This window comes from Mesorhizobium sp. M2D.F.Ca.ET.226.01.1.1, from assembly GCF_004022705.2.
Taxonomy (GTDB): Bacteria; Pseudomonadota; Alphaproteobacteria; order Rhizobiales; family Rhizobiaceae; genus Mesorhizobium.
Genome location: NZ_RZOY02000008.1, coordinates 113,786 through 131,202, shown reverse-complemented (window position 1 = coordinate 131,202; position 17,417 = coordinate 113,786). Strand labels below are relative to the sequence as shown.

The 17,417-nt window shown below is 65.9% G+C and carries 8 protein-coding genes; 6 read left to right on the top strand and 2 right to left on the bottom strand.

Going from position 1 to position 17,417, the window contains the following annotated elements; genetic code table 11:
* Positions 1-127 precede the first annotated feature (127 nt).
* Together hutC and EN869_RS19565 are read right to left on the bottom strand one after the other, a co-directional pair.
* Positions 128-874 carry a histidine utilization repressor gene (gene hutC, locus EN869_RS19570; RefSeq protein ID WP_127227443.1) on the bottom strand — a complete coding sequence of 249 codons (747 nt, stop codon included), beginning with the start codon at positions 872-874 and terminating at the stop codon, positions 128-130.
* Between the two features lie 13 nt (positions 875-887).
* Positions 888-2,243, bottom strand: coding sequence for a formimidoylglutamate deiminase (locus EN869_RS19565; RefSeq protein ID WP_127227444.1), 1,356 nt, complete (start codon positions 2,241-2,243; stop codon positions 888-890).
* A gap of 97 nt (positions 2,244-2,340) precedes the next feature.
* Between EN869_RS19565 and hutI the strand changes: the two genes are divergently transcribed.
* The 6 genes from hutI to EN869_RS19535 all read left to right on the top strand — a co-directional run bounded on the left by hutI (position 2,341) and on the right by EN869_RS19535 (position 17,178).
* Positions 2,341-3,570, top strand: a complete 1,230-nt coding sequence (hutI, locus tag EN869_RS19560) for an imidazolonepropionase (protein WP_167507052.1) — start codon at positions 2,341-2,343, stop codon at positions 3,568-3,570.
* Positions 3,567-5,108, top strand: a complete 1,542-nt coding sequence (hutH, locus tag EN869_RS19555; protein WP_127227446.1) for a histidine ammonia-lyase — start codon at positions 3,567-3,569, stop codon at positions 5,106-5,108. The genes hutI and hutH overlap by 4 nt, the downstream gene beginning before the upstream one ends.
* Positions 5,108-5,926: an N-formylglutamate deformylase gene (hutG, locus tag EN869_RS19550; protein ID WP_127227447.1), complete on the top strand. Its 819-nt coding sequence runs from the start codon at positions 5,108-5,110 to the stop codon at positions 5,924-5,926. Before hutH ends, hutG begins: the two co-directional genes overlap by 1 nt.
* Positions 5,927-5,954: 28 nt before the next feature.
* Positions 5,955-7,625 carry a urocanate hydratase gene (gene hutU, locus EN869_RS19545; protein ID WP_127227558.1) on the top strand — a complete coding sequence of 557 codons (1,671 nt, stop codon included), beginning with the start codon at positions 5,955-5,957 and terminating at the stop codon, positions 7,623-7,625.
* 115 nt (positions 7,626-7,740) lie between these two features.
* Complete coding sequence (locus EN869_RS19540; protein WP_127227448.1) at positions 7,741-8,328, top strand: HutD family protein; 588 nt, start codon at positions 7,741-7,743, stop codon at positions 8,326-8,328.
* Positions 8,329-8,598: 270 nt separating this feature from the next.
* Entirely contained in the window at positions 8,599-17,178 is an 8,580-nt protein-coding gene (locus EN869_RS19535) for a glucoamylase family protein (protein WP_127227449.1), read from the top strand.
* Positions 17,179-17,417 lie beyond the last annotated feature (239 nt).

Sequence of the window (17,417 nt, the reverse complement as noted above, 5' to 3'; positions counted from 1 at the left end):
GCTTTGAAGAAATGGGCGCTTGAAGCACCCTGTTCTTCAGCGCCTCGTTTCTCCCAACACCCCTCATCCGTCCCGGCGCTGCGCGCCGATCCACCTTCTCCCGCAAGGGGAGAAGGGGACGCTGGCGTCACCCCTGCGACGGCGTGAACCTTGCCACCAGCGTGTGGCTCTCCGCCGGATAGATGAACCGCACATGCGTCACCGGATGCTCCGCGCTCCAGGTGCGGCGCTCGACCACCAGGCAGGGCGCGCTCGCGTCGATGTCGAGGGCATCCGCAATCGTCTCGTCCGCCGCCATGGCGCGGATGCGGTGCTCCGCTTCGCTCCACGGCACGCGGCCGATCAGCCATGGGCCAGGCGCGATGTCGAGAAATTCCTCCTCATCGGCCTCGGCCACGGCTGAGAGGTTGATCAGACGCTGTTCAAGCGCGAACGGCCGTTCGCCGGCAAAATGCAGCCCTTCCAGCGCGAGCACCGGACCAGATGCGTTGAGCCCGAGAAGCGTCCGGTCCTCGGCGCTGCTGCGCCGCTTCAGGCGCTCCAGCCGCTCATAGCGATAGGGCAGGCCGAGCGCCTCGACCTCGATCCTGATGTCATGCAGCTCCAGCACCGCCGCCTGCGATTGCGGCTGGCGCACGAAACTGCCGGAGCGGCGTCGGCGCTCTATCAGCCCGGCCTTGGCGAGCTGCGACAGCGCCTTGTTCACCGTCATGCGCGAGCAATTATACTGAGCCGTCAGCTCGTGCTCGAAGGGAATGCGATGCCCCGGCGCCCATGCGCCGGACAGGATCCTGTCGCGAATGTCGGACAGGATACGCTGATGCAGCGATATGCTCTCGCCGCCCTCGATATCGTCTGTCTCGACCAAGCTCATCGAACGGTCCTGCTCAACCTTGCGAGAGGGCGGTCATGACTTCGCGGAACCGCTTGGCAACCGCCTCGCGCTTCGCATGCCTGCCGCCGCTGACCTGCTTCTTGCCGTGCACCCAGACGCAATCGACCTTACTGCCATTGGCAAAGATCCAGGCGTCGAGGAGTGCGTCTCCCGCCTTGCCGGCAAGCGAAGGGTGGCCGGCATCGAGCGAGACGAAGTCGGCCGGCCCGCCGGCGGCAATTCGCGACGGGCCGGCGCCAAGCGCCTGGCCGCCGCCGTCGCGCGAGGCGTCGAACAGCGCGCGCCCCGTCGAGCCGCCGGCCCGCGCCATCACGTTGCGGGCGCGGTGGGCGAGGCGCTGCGAATATTCGAGCTGCCGCAGCTCGTCCGGCAGGCCGATCAGCACATTGGAATCGGAGCCGACGCCGAAACGCCCACCATGCTCGACGAACAGCGGCGCGGCAAACGTGCCGTCGCCGAGATTGGCCTCGGTGATCGGGCAGAGTCCGGCGATGGCGCCGCTCCTCGCCATCGCAACGGTTTCCGGCTCGGTCATATGCGTGGCGTGGATCAGGCACCAGCGATCGTCCACCTTGGCGTTGGCGAGCAGGAATTCGACCGGACGCTTACCCGACCAGGCAACGCAATCCTCAACCTCCTTCACCTGTTCGGCGACATGGATATGGATCGGCCCGTTCGGCGCCATCGCCGCGACGGCATTGAGCTCGTCCGGTGTCGCGGCGCGCAGACTGTGCGGCGCGACACCGACGACGGCCTGCTCCAGCGGACGAACGGCCTCGCGGCCTTTCTCAAGCAGGCGCCCGAAGCGATCGACATCATTGATGAATCGCCGCTGGCCTTCATTCGGCGCGGCGCCGCCGAAGGACGAATGGGCGTAAAAAACCGGCAGCAGCGTCAGGCCGATGCCGGTGTCGGCCGCGGCAGCCGCGATCCGCTCCGCCATCTCGGCGATGTTATCGTAAGGCTGCCCGTCGCGGTCGTGATGCAGATAGTGGAACTCGCCGACGCGCGAAAAGCCGGCCTCCAGCATCTCGACATAAAGCTGCGCCGCCACCGCCTCGACCTGGTCCGGCGTCATCGACAGGGCGAAGCGGTACATCACCTCGCGCCAGCTCCAGAAACTGTCAGCCGAAGGGCCGCGCAATTCGGCCAAACCCGCCATGCCGCGCTGGAAGGCGTGGCTGTGCAGGTTGGGCATGCCGGGCAGGACGATCGCATGGCGCTCATCGCCGGCCTGCGCGGCGGCGCCCGCCTCGACCTTCGAGATGCTGCCGCCGTCCAAGGCGATCCTCACATTGCCTTGCCAGCCGCCGGGCAGCAGCGCCTGTTCCGCATAGATCGCCGTCACGTTCCTCTCCGAATCTGAATGCCTAGATGACATTACCACTTGCGTCTCGTTCCAATATGTATATACATAATCGCCGTCCAAGCAAACGGAAAAGATGATGGGTGGAGCAAACGGGAAGAGCGGCCTTCGTGTCTGGCGCAACGCGCGCCTGGCGACCATGGCCGAGGGTGCTGCCGGGCTCGGCATCGTCGAGAAAGGCGCGATCGCGGCGCGCGACGGGCTCATTATATATGCCGGCCTCGAGGCCGGCATGCCGGCCGCTGCCGGGCAGGGCGCCGAGACCATCGATTGCGAGCGCCGCTGGATCACGCCCGGCCTGATCGACTGCCATACCCACCTTGTCTATGCGGGAAACCGCGCCAACGAATTTGAGATGCGTCTGGCCGGCGCCACCTACGAGGAAGTAGCCCGCGCCGGCGGCGGCATCGTCTCCTCGGTCAAGTCGCTGCGCGCCGCGAGCGAGGACCAGCTTATCGCTGAGACGCTGCCGCGCCTCGACGCGCTGATGGCCGAAGGCGTCACCACCGTCGAGGTGAAGTCGGGCTACGGCCTCGATGCAGACAACGAGAAAAAATCGCTGCGCGCCGCCCGCCGCCTGGCTGACGAGCGCCCGGTCACGATCCGCACCACTTGTCTCGCCGCCCACGCCCTGCCGCCGGAAGCCAAGGGCGACAAGGACGCCTTCATCGATCTCGTCGCCGGCGCAATCCTGCCGGAAGTCGCGGCTGAAAAGCTTGCCGACGCCGTCGACGGTTTCTGCGAGGGCATCGCCTTCTCGCCGGAGCAGATGGCTCGCGTCTTCGACAAGGCGAAGGCGCTCGGCCTGCCCGTGAAACTCCATGCCGACCAGCTTTCCAACCTGCATGGCGCGGCCCTCGCCGCACGCTATGGCGCGCTGTCGGCCGACCATCTCGAATACACGGATGAGGAGGGCGCCGGGGCGATGGCCAAGGCCGGCACCGTGGCGACCATCCTGCCCGGCGCCTACTATTTCATCCGCGAGACCAAGAAGCCGCCGGTCGATCTCTTCCGCCGCCATGGCGTGAAAATGGCGGTCGCCACCGACTCCAACCCCGGCACCTCGCCGCTCACCTCGCTGCTGCTCACCATGAACATGGCCGCGACGCTGTTCGGCATGACTGTCGACGAATGTCTCGCAGGCGTCACCCGCGAGGCCGCGCGAGCGCTTGGCCTGCTCGGCCAGACTGGCACGCTGGAAGCCGGCAAGTCGGCCGACCTCGCCATCTGGGACATCGAGCGCCCTGCCGAACTCGTTTACCGCATGGGCTTCAACCCGCTCCATGCCCGCATCTGGAGAGGACAATGACGGAACTTACCCTGACGCCCGGCAACGCCGCGCTGGCCGACTGGCGCGCCATCTATCGCGGCGCCGTGCCGAAGCTCGCCGATGCCTGCCGGCCGAAGATCAAGGACAGCGCCGAGGCGGTCGCCCGTATCGTCGCCAAGGGCGAGCCGGTCTATGGCATCAACACCGGCTTCGGCAAGCTCGCCAGCGTCCGCATCCCGGCCAACGATCTCGAGACGCTCCAGCGCAACATCGTGCTGTCGCATGCCGCCGGCGTGGGCGAGCCGATGCCGGTCGCGGTGGTGCGGCTGATGATGGCGCTGAAGCTCGCCAGCCTTGCCCAGGGCGCCTCCGGCGTGCGGCCGGAGACGATCGATTTGCTTCAGGGGATGCTTGCCAACGACGTTATCCCCGTCGTGCCGGCGCAAGGCTCGGTTGGCGCTTCCGGCGACCTCGCGCCGCTCTCGCACATGACGGCCGTCATGATCGGCGTCGGCGAATGTTTCACCCCGCACGGCCGCTTCCCGGCCAAGGTCGCCTTTGTGTCGCATGGGCTCGAGCCGGTGACGCTCGGCGCCAAGGAAGGGCTGGCGCTGCTCAACGGCACGCAGTTCTCGACGGCGTTTGCACTGGCCGGCCTGTTCGAAGCCGAGACGCTCTACCAGTCGGCGCTGGTCGCCGGCGCGCTGTCGACCGACGCCGCCAAGGGCTCCGACGCGCCCTTCGATCCGCGCATCCATTTGCTCCGTAAGCACCGCGGCCAGATCGAAACGGCCGATGCGCTGCGCAACCTGATGGCCGGCAGCGCCATCCGTGAATCGCACCGCGTCGGCGACGAGCGCGTGCAGGATCCGTATTGCCTGCGCTGCCAGCCGCAGGTGATGGGCGCAGCCCTCGACGTGCTGCGCAAGGCCGCCGACACGCTTGAGACCGAAGCCAATGGCGTCACCGACAATCCGCTGATTTTTGCCGAGGACGACACCGCGCTTTCCGGCGGCAATTTCCACGCTGAGCCGGTCGCCTTCGCCGCCGACATGATCGCGCTCGCCGTCTGCGAGATCGGCTCGCTGTCGGAGCGGCGCATCGCCATGCTGGTTGACCCGGCGCTGTCCGGCATGCCGGCCTTCCTGACGCCGAAGCCGGGTCTCAATTCCGGTTTCATGATCCCGCAGGTGACGGCGGCCGCGCTGGTTTCGGAAAACAAGCAGAAGGCTTACCCGGCGAGCGTCGATTCGATCCCGACCTCCGCCAACCAGGAAGATCATGTCTCGATGGCCGCGCACGGCGCGCGCCGGCTGCTCGGCATGATCGAGAACGCAACCGCCGTTATCGGCATCGAACTCTTGGCGGCCGCGCAAGGCTGCGATTTCCACGCGCCGCTGGCCTCGAGCGATGCGCTGGAAGCGGTGCGCAAGCTGGTCCGGGCCGAAGTGCCGCATCTCGACAATGACCGGCATTTCCATCCCGACATGGAAAAGGCGATCGCCTTGGTCCGCAGCGGCGCCACGGTGAAGGCGGCGAGCGCGGTCGCGCTGCCTTCGATCGCGGGAGCGGCATGATGGCAACGCCATCCTGGCTCAGCGTCACCCAAGGCAGAGCGCCGCTGCTGGTCTCGATCCCGCACACCGGCATCGACCTCGCCGGCCTTGACGGCCGCCTGGTCTCGACCTGGCTGGGGCGCCGCGACTGCGACTGGTGGATCGACAAGCTCTATGACTTCGCCGCTGATCTCGGCGCGACTGTCGTGCACACCGCCATCTCGCGGACCGTCATCGACGTCAACCGCGATCCGTCGGGCGTCTCGCTCTATCCCGGGCAGGCGACGACGACGCTTTGCCCGACCGACACCTTCGACGGCGACCCGCTCTACCGCATGGGCGAGGAGCCGACGCCGGCCGAGATCGACCAGCGCCGCGAGAAATATTTCGTGCCCTATCACGCTGCCTTGCAGGCCGAGATCGATCGGCTGCGCGGCATGCACGAAAACATCGTGCTCTATGACTGCCATTCGATCCGCTCGGTGCTGCCGCGGCTGTTCGAGGGCACGCTGCCAGTGTTCAACCTCGGCACCAATGACGGCAAGAGCACCGATCCGCTGCTGCAGCAGAAGGTTGCCGCCATTCTCGCTGCGACGGGCGAGACCTGGGTGGTCAACGGCCGCTTCAAGGGCGGCTTTATCACTCGCAGCTTCGGCCAGCCGCAAAACGGCGTGCATGCGCTGCAGATGGAACTCTCCAACCGAGGCTATATGCGCGAGCCATCGGGGAAGGGTTCGCCGGAAAACTGGCCTGTGCCTTACGACGCGACCTACGCCGCGCCGATCCGCGCCACGCTGAAAACCATCCTCGAAACCGCCATTGAATGGGCCGGGCGCTGACGCGCCGCCTAGCTAGAAAGGGACAATGATGAACGATCCCCGCCACAACATCCGCGAAGTGCGTGCACCGCGCGGCGACAAGCTCAACGCCCGCTATTGGACGACCGAAGCCCCGCTGCGCATGCTGATGAACAATCTCGACCCCGAGGTCGCCGAGAACCCCAACGAACTGGTCGTCTATGGCGGCATCGGCCGGGCGGCGCGCACCTGGAACGATTTCGACCGCATCGTCGCTTCGCTGAAGACGCTCGGCGAGGACGAGACGCTGCTAGTGCAGTCGGGCAAGCCGGTCGGCGTTTTCAAGACCCATTCCAATGCGCCGCGCGTGCTCATCGCCAACTCCAACATCGTGCCGCACTGGGCGACCTGGGAGAAGTTCAACGAGCTCGATAAGAAGGGCCTGATGATGTACGGCCAGATGACGGCCGGCTCGTGGATCTATATCGGCACGCAAGGCATCGTGCAGGGCACCTACGAAACCTTCGTCGAGGCCGGCCGTCAGCATTACAACGGCGACCTCAAGGGCAAGTGGATCCTGACCGGCGGTCTCGGCGGCATGGGCGGCGCCCAGCCTCTGGCGGCCGTCATGGCCGGCGCCTCTTGCCTCGCCATCGAATGCAACCCGGACTCGATCGATTTCCGCCTGCGCACCCGCTATCTCGACGAGAAGGCCGAGACGCTCGACGAAGCGATGGAAATGATCGATCGCTGGACCAAGGCCGGCGAGGCGAAGTCCGTCGGCCTGCACGGCAACGCCGCCGAGATCGTGCCGGAAATGTTCAGGCGCGGCATCCGGCCCGACATCCTCACCGACCAGACATCGGCGCATGACCCGATCAACGGCTACCTGCCCAAGGGCTGGACGATGGCTGAATGGCGCGAGAAGCGGACGTCGGACCCGAAGGCCGTCGAGAAGGCTGCTCGCGCCTCGATGCGCGAGCATGTCGAGGCGATGGTGGCGTTCTGGAATGCCGGCGTGCCGACGCTCGACTATGGCAACAACATCCGCCAGGTCGCCAAGGACGAAGGCTTTGAAAACGCCTTTGCCTTCCCGGGCTTCGTGCCGGCCTATATCCGGCCGCTGTTCTGCCGCGGCATCGGTCCGTTCCGCTGGGCAGCACTTTCGGGCGATCCGGAAGATATCTACAAGACCGACGCCAAGGTGCGCGAGCTGACCCCCGGCAACACGCATCTGCACAATTGGCTCGACATGGCGCGCGAGCGCATCTCGTTCCAGGGCCTGCCGGCGCGCATCTGCTGGGTCGGCCTCGGCGACCGTCATCGCCTCGGCCTTGCCTTCAACGAGATGGTGGCCAAAGGCGAGCTGAAGGCGCCGGTCGTCATCGGCCGCGATCACCTTGATTCTGGCTCGGTCGCCTCGCCGAACCGCGAGACCGAAGCCATGAAGGACGGCTCCGACGCCGTTTCCGACTGGCCGCTGCTCAACGCGCTGCTCAATACCGCGTCCGGCGCCACCTGGGTGTCGCTGCACCATGGCGGCGGCGTCGGCATGGGCTTCTCGCAGCATTCGGGCATGGTGATCGTCGCCGACGGTACGCCCGACGCCGCCAAGCGCCTGGAGCGCGTGTTGTGGAACGACCCGGCGACCGGCGTCATGCGCCATGCCGATGCCGGCTACGACATCGCCATCCAATGCGCGAAAGAGCACCAGCTCAACCTGCCGGGCATCCTGGGCTAGAGCATGATGCCGAAAAGTGTGAAACGGTTTTCGGACAACATCATGCCCCATACCAAGAAGACAGAGCCGGATGATTTCAGGTCGAATCGACTTGAAATCGTCCGGCTCTAAGCCGATGCGCATCCTTCGTGCCGCCGGCTACCGCGTCATGCCGTGGAAGAATGGCGGCGGCACGACCACCGAAATCGCCGTCTTGCCGGACGGCGCCGGGCTCGACGATTTCGACTGGCGTGTCTCGATGGCCCGCGTCGAAACCAGTGGGCCGTTCTCCAGCTTTGCTGGCATCGACCGAACGCTGTCGGTGCTAGAAGGCGAGGGGATTGTGCTCGACATCGCCGGCCAGCCACCGGCGCGGCTGACCAAGGCTTCGGCGCCGCTCGCCTTTCCAGGCGACGTGCCGACCGGTGCCACGCTGATCGGCGGTCCGATCACCGATCTCAACGTGATGACCCGTCGCGACCGCATGACGCATAAGGTCGAGCGCCGGCCGCTGTCCGGCGAGATTCGCATTGTGCCAGGTGCCGCCACGACACTCGTTCTTGTCGTCGACGCCGGCGTCACGCTCTTCACGGGCGATACCTTGGATCTCGAGCCGCTCGACACGCTGATCCTCGACCACGACAGCCCGGAATTGCGGCTTCAGTCCAAGGGGCAGGGCCTGCTTTTCGTGGTCGAGCTCCATCGACTCGCCGCCAACCATTAACGGCTGTCGTCAAACATGATCGCGGCCCGGGGGAATTATCGCCCCGCCCCTTGCATGTATCACGAAAAAGCCTGATTCCTTGCCCTGATCCAACCGGGGGCGAAGAGCGAGGGGCGTTCGCCCACGAGCTGTCGAAAGGGCACGCCCCTGTTACGGTGCGCAACAAAAACTTTCGGCCAAACCGTCATGCAACCAATTGCAATTGTACCGGTTTTAGGGGCATTGCCGTGGCGGTGACGCCGCATTGCGCCCCGCCTTACGGAATTTTCAATGAACATTCAGACGAATCCGAACAAGATCGAACATGCAAGCGCCGGTTTCCCGGCGGTGACGGACGCGCCGATACGCTCCAACTTCCTGCCTGAGGACCGCCTGCGCGCCATGGGCGTCGCGCTCGCCAAGGGCGAGGTCAAGGAACTGTTCGGCCTCGCCCCGTTCGAGTTCCAGGCCCGCATCCGCGACAGCGCCAAGAAGATCCTCGAAGTCTACCGCTCGACCAACGCCGCCCAGGCCAAGGGCGAGACCATCACGCCGGCCGCGCAATGGCTGCTCGACAACAATTACCTGGTCGAGGAAACCATTTTCCAGGTCAAGCGCGACCTGCCGCGCCGTTTCTACCGGCAACTGCCGACGCTCACGCTCAGCAACGGCACCGTTTTGCCGCGCGCCTTCGTCGTGGCCTGGAGCTATGTCGAGCATTCCGACAGCTCCGTCTCGGCCAACATGTTCAAGGCGATCGTCGAGGGCTTCCAGTCCGTCGAGCCGATGAAGATCGGCGAGCTCTGGGCGCTGCCCTCGCTGCTGCGCTTCGTTCTCATTGAAAACCTGCGCCGTATCGCCGTGCGCGTCGAGCGCACAAGGCAGATGCGCCATATCGCCAACGAGGTAGCCGATCGCGTGCTGGCGACCGACGACAATGCCGACCGCACCAGGATCCTGTCGAATTACGCCGCGCATGCGCAGGACACCACCTTCGCCACCCAGCTTCTCTATCGGCTGCGCGATGGCTCGCAGAATGCCGGCCGGGCGCTGGAGTGGCTGGAAGGCGAGCTCGAAAAGACCGGCTCGGACGCCGAGGAGATCATCATCTCCGAGCATCAGACGCTGTCCAGCGGCAACGTCACCACCGGCAACATCATCCGCGGCCTGCGCCTCATCAACGACGTCGACTGGACGGTCTGGTTCGAAGGCGTCAGCCGCATCGACACGCTGCTGCGTGAAAAGACCGACTTCGCCGCGCTCGACTTCTTCTCGCGCGACCAGTACCGCACCGCGATCGAGCAGCTGGCGCGCCGCTCCGAACTGTCCGAATACCGGGTGGCCGAGAAGGCGATCGAGCTTGCCGGCCACACGCCGGGCGTCACCGATGCCTCCGGCGTGCCGGAAACCGCCGATCCCGCCGTGCATACCGATGTCGGCTTCTTCCTGGTCGGTCCGCGCCGGCAGGAACTGGAAGAGGCGATCGGCTACAGGCCGCCTTTCTATGTGACCTTCAAGCGCGGCTTTGCCAGCGCCGGCTGGCTGGGCATCGTCGTGCCGGTCTTCCTGCTGACGGCGCTGCTTCTGGTGCTCTCTGGCAGGGCGCTCGCCAATCTCGGCCTGTCGGTGGAATCGATCACGCTCATGCTGGCGCTGTTCGCGGTGCCGGCCAGCGAGGGCGCTCTGGCCTTCTTCAACACCGTCGTTGCGATGTTCCTGAAGCCCACCAGGCTGGTTGGCTATGATTACAACAAGCACGGCATCCCGGCCGAGGCGCGCACGCTGGTTGTGGTGCCGTCGCTGATCGGCTCGCGCGACGATGTCGAGGAAAACATCCGCAACATCGAGGTGCACCACCTCGCCAACACGGCGGAGGAGATCCATTTCGCGCTGTTGTCCGACTGGCCGGATTCCAAGACCGAGATCGACGCCGCCGACATCGAGATCCTGCAATATGCCCGCGACGAGATCGCCAGGCTCAACGCCCGCTATCCGTCGGAAGGCTCGCCGCGCTTCTATCTCCTGCACCGCCGCCGGCTCTACAACCAGGCGCAGGGCTGCTGGATGGGCTGGGAGCGCAAGCGCGGCAAGCTGCACGAGCTGAACCTTCTGCTGCGTGGCGACAGCGACACCACCTTCCTGCCGCTCGACGTGCCGCTGCCGGAAAAGGTCGTCTATGTGATGACGCTCGACGCCGACACGCGCACCACGCGCGACGCGGTTTCGAGCCTCGTCGGCAAGCTCGCCCATCCGCTGAACCGTCCGCATTTCGATCCGGTCAAGCGCGTCGTCAGCGCCGGCTACACGATCCTGCAGCCGCGCATCACCGCGTCGCTGACCAGCGGCGACGACGCCTCCTTCTTCCAGCGCGTCTTCTCGGCCAACCGCGGCCTAGATCCCTATGTGTTTGCTGTCTCCGACGTCTATCAGGACGTCTTCGGCGACGGCTCCTTCACCGGCAAGGGCCTCTACCATGTCGACGCCTTCGAGGCGGCGCTGAAGGACCGCATCGACGAGAACACCATCCTCAGCCACGATCTGCTCGAGGGCGCCCTGTCGCGCGCGGCATTGGTCACCGACGTCGAGCTGGTCGAGGATTATCCGACCCGTTACTCGGTCGACGCCTCGCGCCATCACCGCTGGGCGCGCGGCGACTGGCAGCTGCTCGGCTACATCTTTGATCCGCGCTCAGGCGTGCCGGCGCTGTCGCGCTGGAAGATGGTCGACAATCTGCGCCGCTCGCTGACCCCGATCTTCTGGGTCTTGGCCTGCGTTGCCGGCTGGACGCTGCTGCCTTTCACTCAGGCCGCGCAGTGGCAGGCGCTGATGATCCTGAGCCTGTTCATGGCGCCGACCTTCGACATCGTGAACGGCATCCTGCCGAAGAGCGGCGACCAGACGCCGCGCGGCCATTTCTCCGCCTTGGCCCGCGACACCGTGTTCGGCACCGCGCTGGTAGCGCTGAAAGTGCTCTTGATGGCGCATCTCGCCTGGATGATGGGCGACGCCATCATCCGCACCATCTACCGCTTGTTCGTCAGCCGGCAGAACCTGCTCGAATGGCGCACTGCCTCGCAGGCCGCCAAGGGCGGCAACGATCTCGGCGCCTATTACGGCATGATGTACGGCGCGGTGATCATCGGCGTGGTCGGCCTTGCCATACCGGTGCTCGCCGATTCCACCGGCGCCTTCGTCGCCTTCTTCTTCGCCATCTTCTGGATCGCCTCGCCCGCCGTCGCCTGCTGGATCAGCCGCTCGGCCGAAACCGAGGATAGGCTGCGCATTTCGAGCGCCGACATCCACGCGCTGCGCACCTTCGCGCGCCGCACCTGGCATTATTTCGAGACCTTCGTCACGCCCGAGCAGCATCATTTGCCGCCGGACAATTTCCAGGAAAGCCCGGCGCCGGTGGTGGCGCCGCGCACCTCGCCGACCAATATCGGCGTCTATCTCTTGTCGGTGGTCTCGGCGCGCGATTTCGGCTGGATCAGCCTGTCGGATGCCATCACCCGCATCGACGCCACGATGACGACCATCGAAAACATGCCGCGCGATCGCGGCCATCTCTACAATTGGTACGACACCACGACGCTGAAGCCGCTCTATCCACTCTATATCTCGGCGGTCGACAGCGGCAACCTCGCCGGCCATCTGGTCGCCGTGGCGGCGTCCTGCGCCGAATGGGCGGAAGCGCCCTCCGTGCATCTGCAGGGCGATTTCGAAGGCATCATCGATACCGTCACCATTCTCGACGAAAGCCTGGACGAGCTACCGGACGACCGCCGGCAGCTGCGGCCGCTGCGCCAGCGCCTGGCCGACCGTCTCGACGGCATGCGCCGCGCGGTTACGACCATCAAGGCGCAGCCCGAGATGGCCTCGATCCGCACCATCAACCTTGCCGTGCTCGCCGGCGAGATCCGCAAGCTCGCCACCGCCATCCACACCGAGGCGGCCTCGCCGAAGAGCGATGTCATCGCTGACTGGGCGGAGCGGCTGGAAGCGACCTGCGAGGCGCATGTGCACGATTCGCACAATGACGAGGGCGCGGTCGCCGCGCTGCGCGCCAAGCTGCTCGCCTTGCGCGAACGCTGCCGCCGCTACGCCTTCGAGATGGATTTCTCCTTCCTGATGCGCCAGGAGCGCAAGCTTCTGTCGATCGGCTACCGCGTCGAGGATCGCCAGCTCGACGAGAGCTGCTACGATCTGCTCGCCTCCGAGGCGCGGCTCACCAGCCTGTTCGCCATCGCCAAGGGCGACCTGCCGACCGAGCATTGGTTCCGCCTCGGGCGGCCGATCGTCGAGATCGGCTTCCAGGGCGCGCTGATGTCCTGGTCGGGCTCGATGTTCGAGTATCTGATGCCGCCGCTGGTGATGAAGGAGCCGCAGGGCTCGATCCTCAACCAGACCAGCAAACTCATCATCAAACGCCAGATCCAGTACGCGCGTTCCAAGAACGTGCCCTGGGGCATTTCGGAAGCGGCCTACAACGCCCGCGACCGCGAGCTCACCTATCAGTACACCAATTTCGGCGTGCCCGGCCTCGGCCTGAAGCGCGGCCTTGGCCAGAACACCGTGATCGCGCCCTATGCGACGATTCTCGCGGCGCAGTTCAGCCCGCGTGAAGCGGTGCAAAACCTGCGGCGGTTGCGCTCGATCGGCGCGCTTGGCCGCCACGGCTTCTACGACGCGGTCGATTTCACGCCGCAGCGCGTGCCCGAAGGCACCGATCACGCCGTGGTGCATAACTACATGGCGCACCATTCCGGCATGTCGATCGCGGCGGTAGCCGACGCCATTTTCGAGGGCCGGCTGCGCGAGCGTTTCCACAGCGACCCGGTGATCGAGTCGGCCGAGCTCCTGTTGCAGGAGAAGGCGCCGCGCGACATCCCGACCGCGACCGTCAGGACCGAAGCTGACGAACGCGCCAAGGACGAGACCGAGGCCGAGAGCCCCGACAGCCGCGTCGTGCTCGATCCGATCAAAGCGCTGCGCGCCACCAACGTCATGTCCAACGGCCGTTATTCGGTCATGGTCACCGCTACGGGCTCCGGCTACAGCCGCTTCGGCGAGCTTGCCGTCACCCGCTGGCAGCCGGACCCTAGCGAGGACCGTCTCGGCTCCTACATCTTCCTGCGTGACACCGCGACGGGCGACTGGTGGTCCGCCACCGCCGAGCCGAAGCGCGCCGAGGGCGAACGCGTCCAGACGCTGTTTGGCGACGACAAGGCGAGCTTCACCAAGTCGGTCGGCTCGCTGCGTTCGGAAGTCGAATGCATCGTCATTTCCGAAGGCAACGGCGAAGGCCGCCGCATCACGCTCTATAATGACGGCGCCACCGACCGGCACATCGAGGTGACCTCCTTCGCCGAGCTGGTGCTCGGTAACGAGGCATCGGACAACGCGCATCCTGCGTTTTCCAAGATGTTCGTCGAGACCGAGATCGCGTCGAACAACAGCGCGATCTTCGCCACGCGGCGCAAGCGCGACAAGAACGAGCCCGACCTCACCATGGTGCATTTCGTCACCGACCCGTCGGGTCCGTCGCGCGATGCCGAGGCCGAGACCGATCGCCGCGCCTTCATCGGCCGTGGCCGCACCATTGCCGATGCCGTCGCCTTCGACCCCGGCGTCAGGCTGTCCGGCAGCCAGGGCTTCACGCTCGATCCGGTGGCCGCCCTGCGCCGCCAGGTGCGCGTGCCGGCCAACAAGAAGATCTCGCTGACCTTCTGGACCGCCGTCGGCGCCAATCGCGCCGAGCTCGACGAGGCAATCGCCCGGCTCGACCATCAGGAGAGCTTCGCCCGCCAGGCGATGCTTGCCTGGACGCGCAGCCAGGTGCAGACGCGCCATCTCGGCCTCAGTCTGACCGACGCCGCCAATGTGCAGAAGCTGGCGCGCTATCTGATCTATCCCGATCCGTTCCTGCGCCTGCCGGCGGAATCCATCGCCTCCGGCCTCGGCCGCCAGTCGAGCCTGTGGCCGACCAGCATCTCCGGCGATTTCCCGATCTTCCTCGTGCGCATCGGCGACGTCGCCGATCTCGAGATTGTCGCCCAGGCGCTGCGCTTCCAGGAATATATGCGTGCCCGCGGCATGATGATCGACTTCGTCGTCGTCAACGAGCAGGCCTCGTCCTATGTGCAGGACCTGCAGCGCGCGGTGGAGACACTGTGCGAGAACAGCCGCCTGCGCGGCCGTGAGCTCGGACCCCGCCAGCACATCTTCGCGGTGCGCCGCGACCTGATGGACGAGCCGACCTACAAGACCCTGCTGTCGGTGGCGCGCGTCGTCCTGCATACCCGCAACGGCACGATCTTCGATCAGCTCGAACGCGCCGAGACGGCGGCCCTTCAGGCCCGCGACGCCTTGCTGCAGGCGGAAGGCGGAAGCCCGCGCGAGCCCGCTCCGCCGCTGCCCTTGCCGGTGCCGGCAAGCCGGGATGGACGCGATATCGCCGCCGACGGCAGCGGCCTCAGCCTCTGGAACGGCTTCGGCGGTTTCGACGGCGACGGCCGCCACTATGTGACGCGGCTGACCGGCCGGCGTTCGACGCCGCAGCCCTGGATCAACGTCATCTCCAACGCCTCCTTCGGCTTCCACGTGTCGGCTGAAGGCGCCGGCTTCACCTGGAGCCGCAACAGCCGCGACTACCAGCTGACGCCATGGTCGAACGACCCGGTGTCGAACCGGCCGGGCGAGGGCTTCTATATTTACGACCAGTTGAGCGGCAAAGCGTTCTCGCCCATGGCCGCGACGGTTCGCGATCCGTCGATGACCTATGAGACCTGGCACGGCCAGGGTTTCTCGACCTTCCGCTCCAAACGCGGTTCGCTGTCGATGGACCTGACGCAGGTGGTCGACCCGACCGATCCGGTGAAGATCAGCCGGCTGCGCATCCAGAATTCTGGCCCGGCGCCGGCCCGGCTGCGCATCTACGCCTATGCCGAATGGGTGCTGGGCGGCCATCGCTCGCGCACCGCCGCGACTATTGTGCCCTCGCGCGATGCGGCTACAGGGGCCATGCTGGCGCAGAACCCCTACGGCCTCGACTTCGGCGAGCGGGTGGCCTTCCTGGCGGCCGCCCATCCGGTCCAATCGGTGACGGCTGACCGCTCCGAGTTCATCGGCAGGCACGGCACGACCGAGTATCCGCAGGCTGTGCTTGGCGGGCTTGCGCTCTCCGGTCGCATCGAGGCGGGCGACGATCCGTGCGCGGTCGTCGCCAGCGACATCGACATTCCGGCCGGCGGCGACGTGACGCTGTTCTGGCTGCTCGGCGATGCGGCCACGCCCGCCGAGGCGAGCGCACTGGTGCAGACCCATCGCGGCAAGGATTTCGACCAGCGCCTGGCCGACAACGAAAAGGCCTGGCGCGGCTTCCTCGACACAATCCAGGTCGAGACGCCGGACGAGGCGATGAACGCCATGGTCAACCACTGGCTGCCTTACCAGAGCCTGGCCTGCCGTATCCGCGCGCGCTCGGCTTTCTACCAGGCAAGCGGTGCCTTCGGCTTCCGCGACCAGTTGCAGGACACGCTATCCCTGCTGGCGCATGACCCGAAGCTGGCGCGTGACCAGATCCTCAATGCCGCGCGCCGGCAGTTCCCGGAAGGCGACGTGCAGCATTGGTGGCTGCCGCGCACCGATGCCGGTGTTCGCACCATGATCTCGGACGACGTTGTCTGGCTGGCGCATGCGACGGCCCGCTACATCGAGGTGACCGGCGATGCCGCGATACTCAAGGAGCAGCTGCCCTTCATCGACGGGCAGCAGCTCGGCGAGGGCGAGCATGACGCCTTCTTCACACCCGAGATCACCAAGAACACCGCTTCGCTCTACGATCATTGCGCGCGGGCGCTCGATCTCGCGATCAAGCGCAGCAGCCCCGCCGGCCTGCCGCTCATCCTCGGCGGCGACTGGAACGACGGCATGAACCGCGTCGGCGAGGGCGGCAAGGGCGAGAGCGTGTGGCTGGGCTGGTTCCTCTTGAAGACGCTCACCGACTTCGCGCCGGTCGCCAAGGGGCAGGGCGACGCCAAGCGGGCGCAGGCGTGGATGAAGCACGCGGACGCGCTGAAGCGGGCGCTCGAAAGCACCGCCTGGGACGGCCAGTGGTACCGGCGCGGCAGCTTCGACGACGGCACGCCGCTCGGCTCTCACAATTCGGTCGAGTGCAAGATCGACTCCATCGCCCAGTCCTGGAGCGTGCTGTCGGGCGAGGGCGATCCGGCGCGCTCGACGACGGCCATGGAACAGGCGACCAATATGCTGGTCGATGACGAGCTCAAGATCGTCAAGCTGTTCACGCCGCCCTTCTCGAAGAGCGATAAGGACCCCGGCTACATCAAGAGCTATCCGCCGGGCGTGCGCGAGAATGGCGGCCAGTATACCCATGCCGCCACCTGGTTCGTGATCGCGTTGGCCGAAATGGGCCGCACCGACGAGGCGTATCGCTGCTTCTCGATGCTGAACCCGGTCAACCACGCTTCGGACGAGGCCGCTGCCGAACACTATCGCGTCGAGCCCTATGTCGTGGCCGCCGACATCTATTCCGGCGAAGGCAAGGGCGGCCGCGGCGGCTGGACCTGGTATACGGGCTCGGCCGGCTGGCTTTACCGCGCCGCCGTGGAAGGCATCCTCGGCATCGAGCGGCGCGGCAAGGAGATCACGTTTAGGCCGAAGCTGCCCGGGCACTGGGACGGCTACGCCGCGACGCTCAAGATGTTCGGCGGCGAAATCAAGGTTCGCGTCATCCGCGACAAAAAGACCAAGTCGATCTCGCTAGAAGTCGATGGTTCGAAGAAAAAATCGGCTTCTTTCGAGCCGAAAGCCGGGGACAAGACCGAAGTCGTCGTCAGGATACCCGCATAAAATCAAAGACTTAGCTTATTGACCGTGCATCCCTCGGGGTGCGCGGCCAATTGCTGTTTTTTACTTGGCGCGGCTGCCGCGCCCCGTCGCGTGCCTTCCTTTAGGGCAGGCTAAGCAAGCGGCCGGTGATTAAAAATGTGGCAGCGCGGGGCAAGTGCCATTATTTTGCCGCAAGGCTGACATTTCACCTTTTATCTCAAACCGTTAGGTGATCACGTCAGATTTCGTACCGTCGTCAT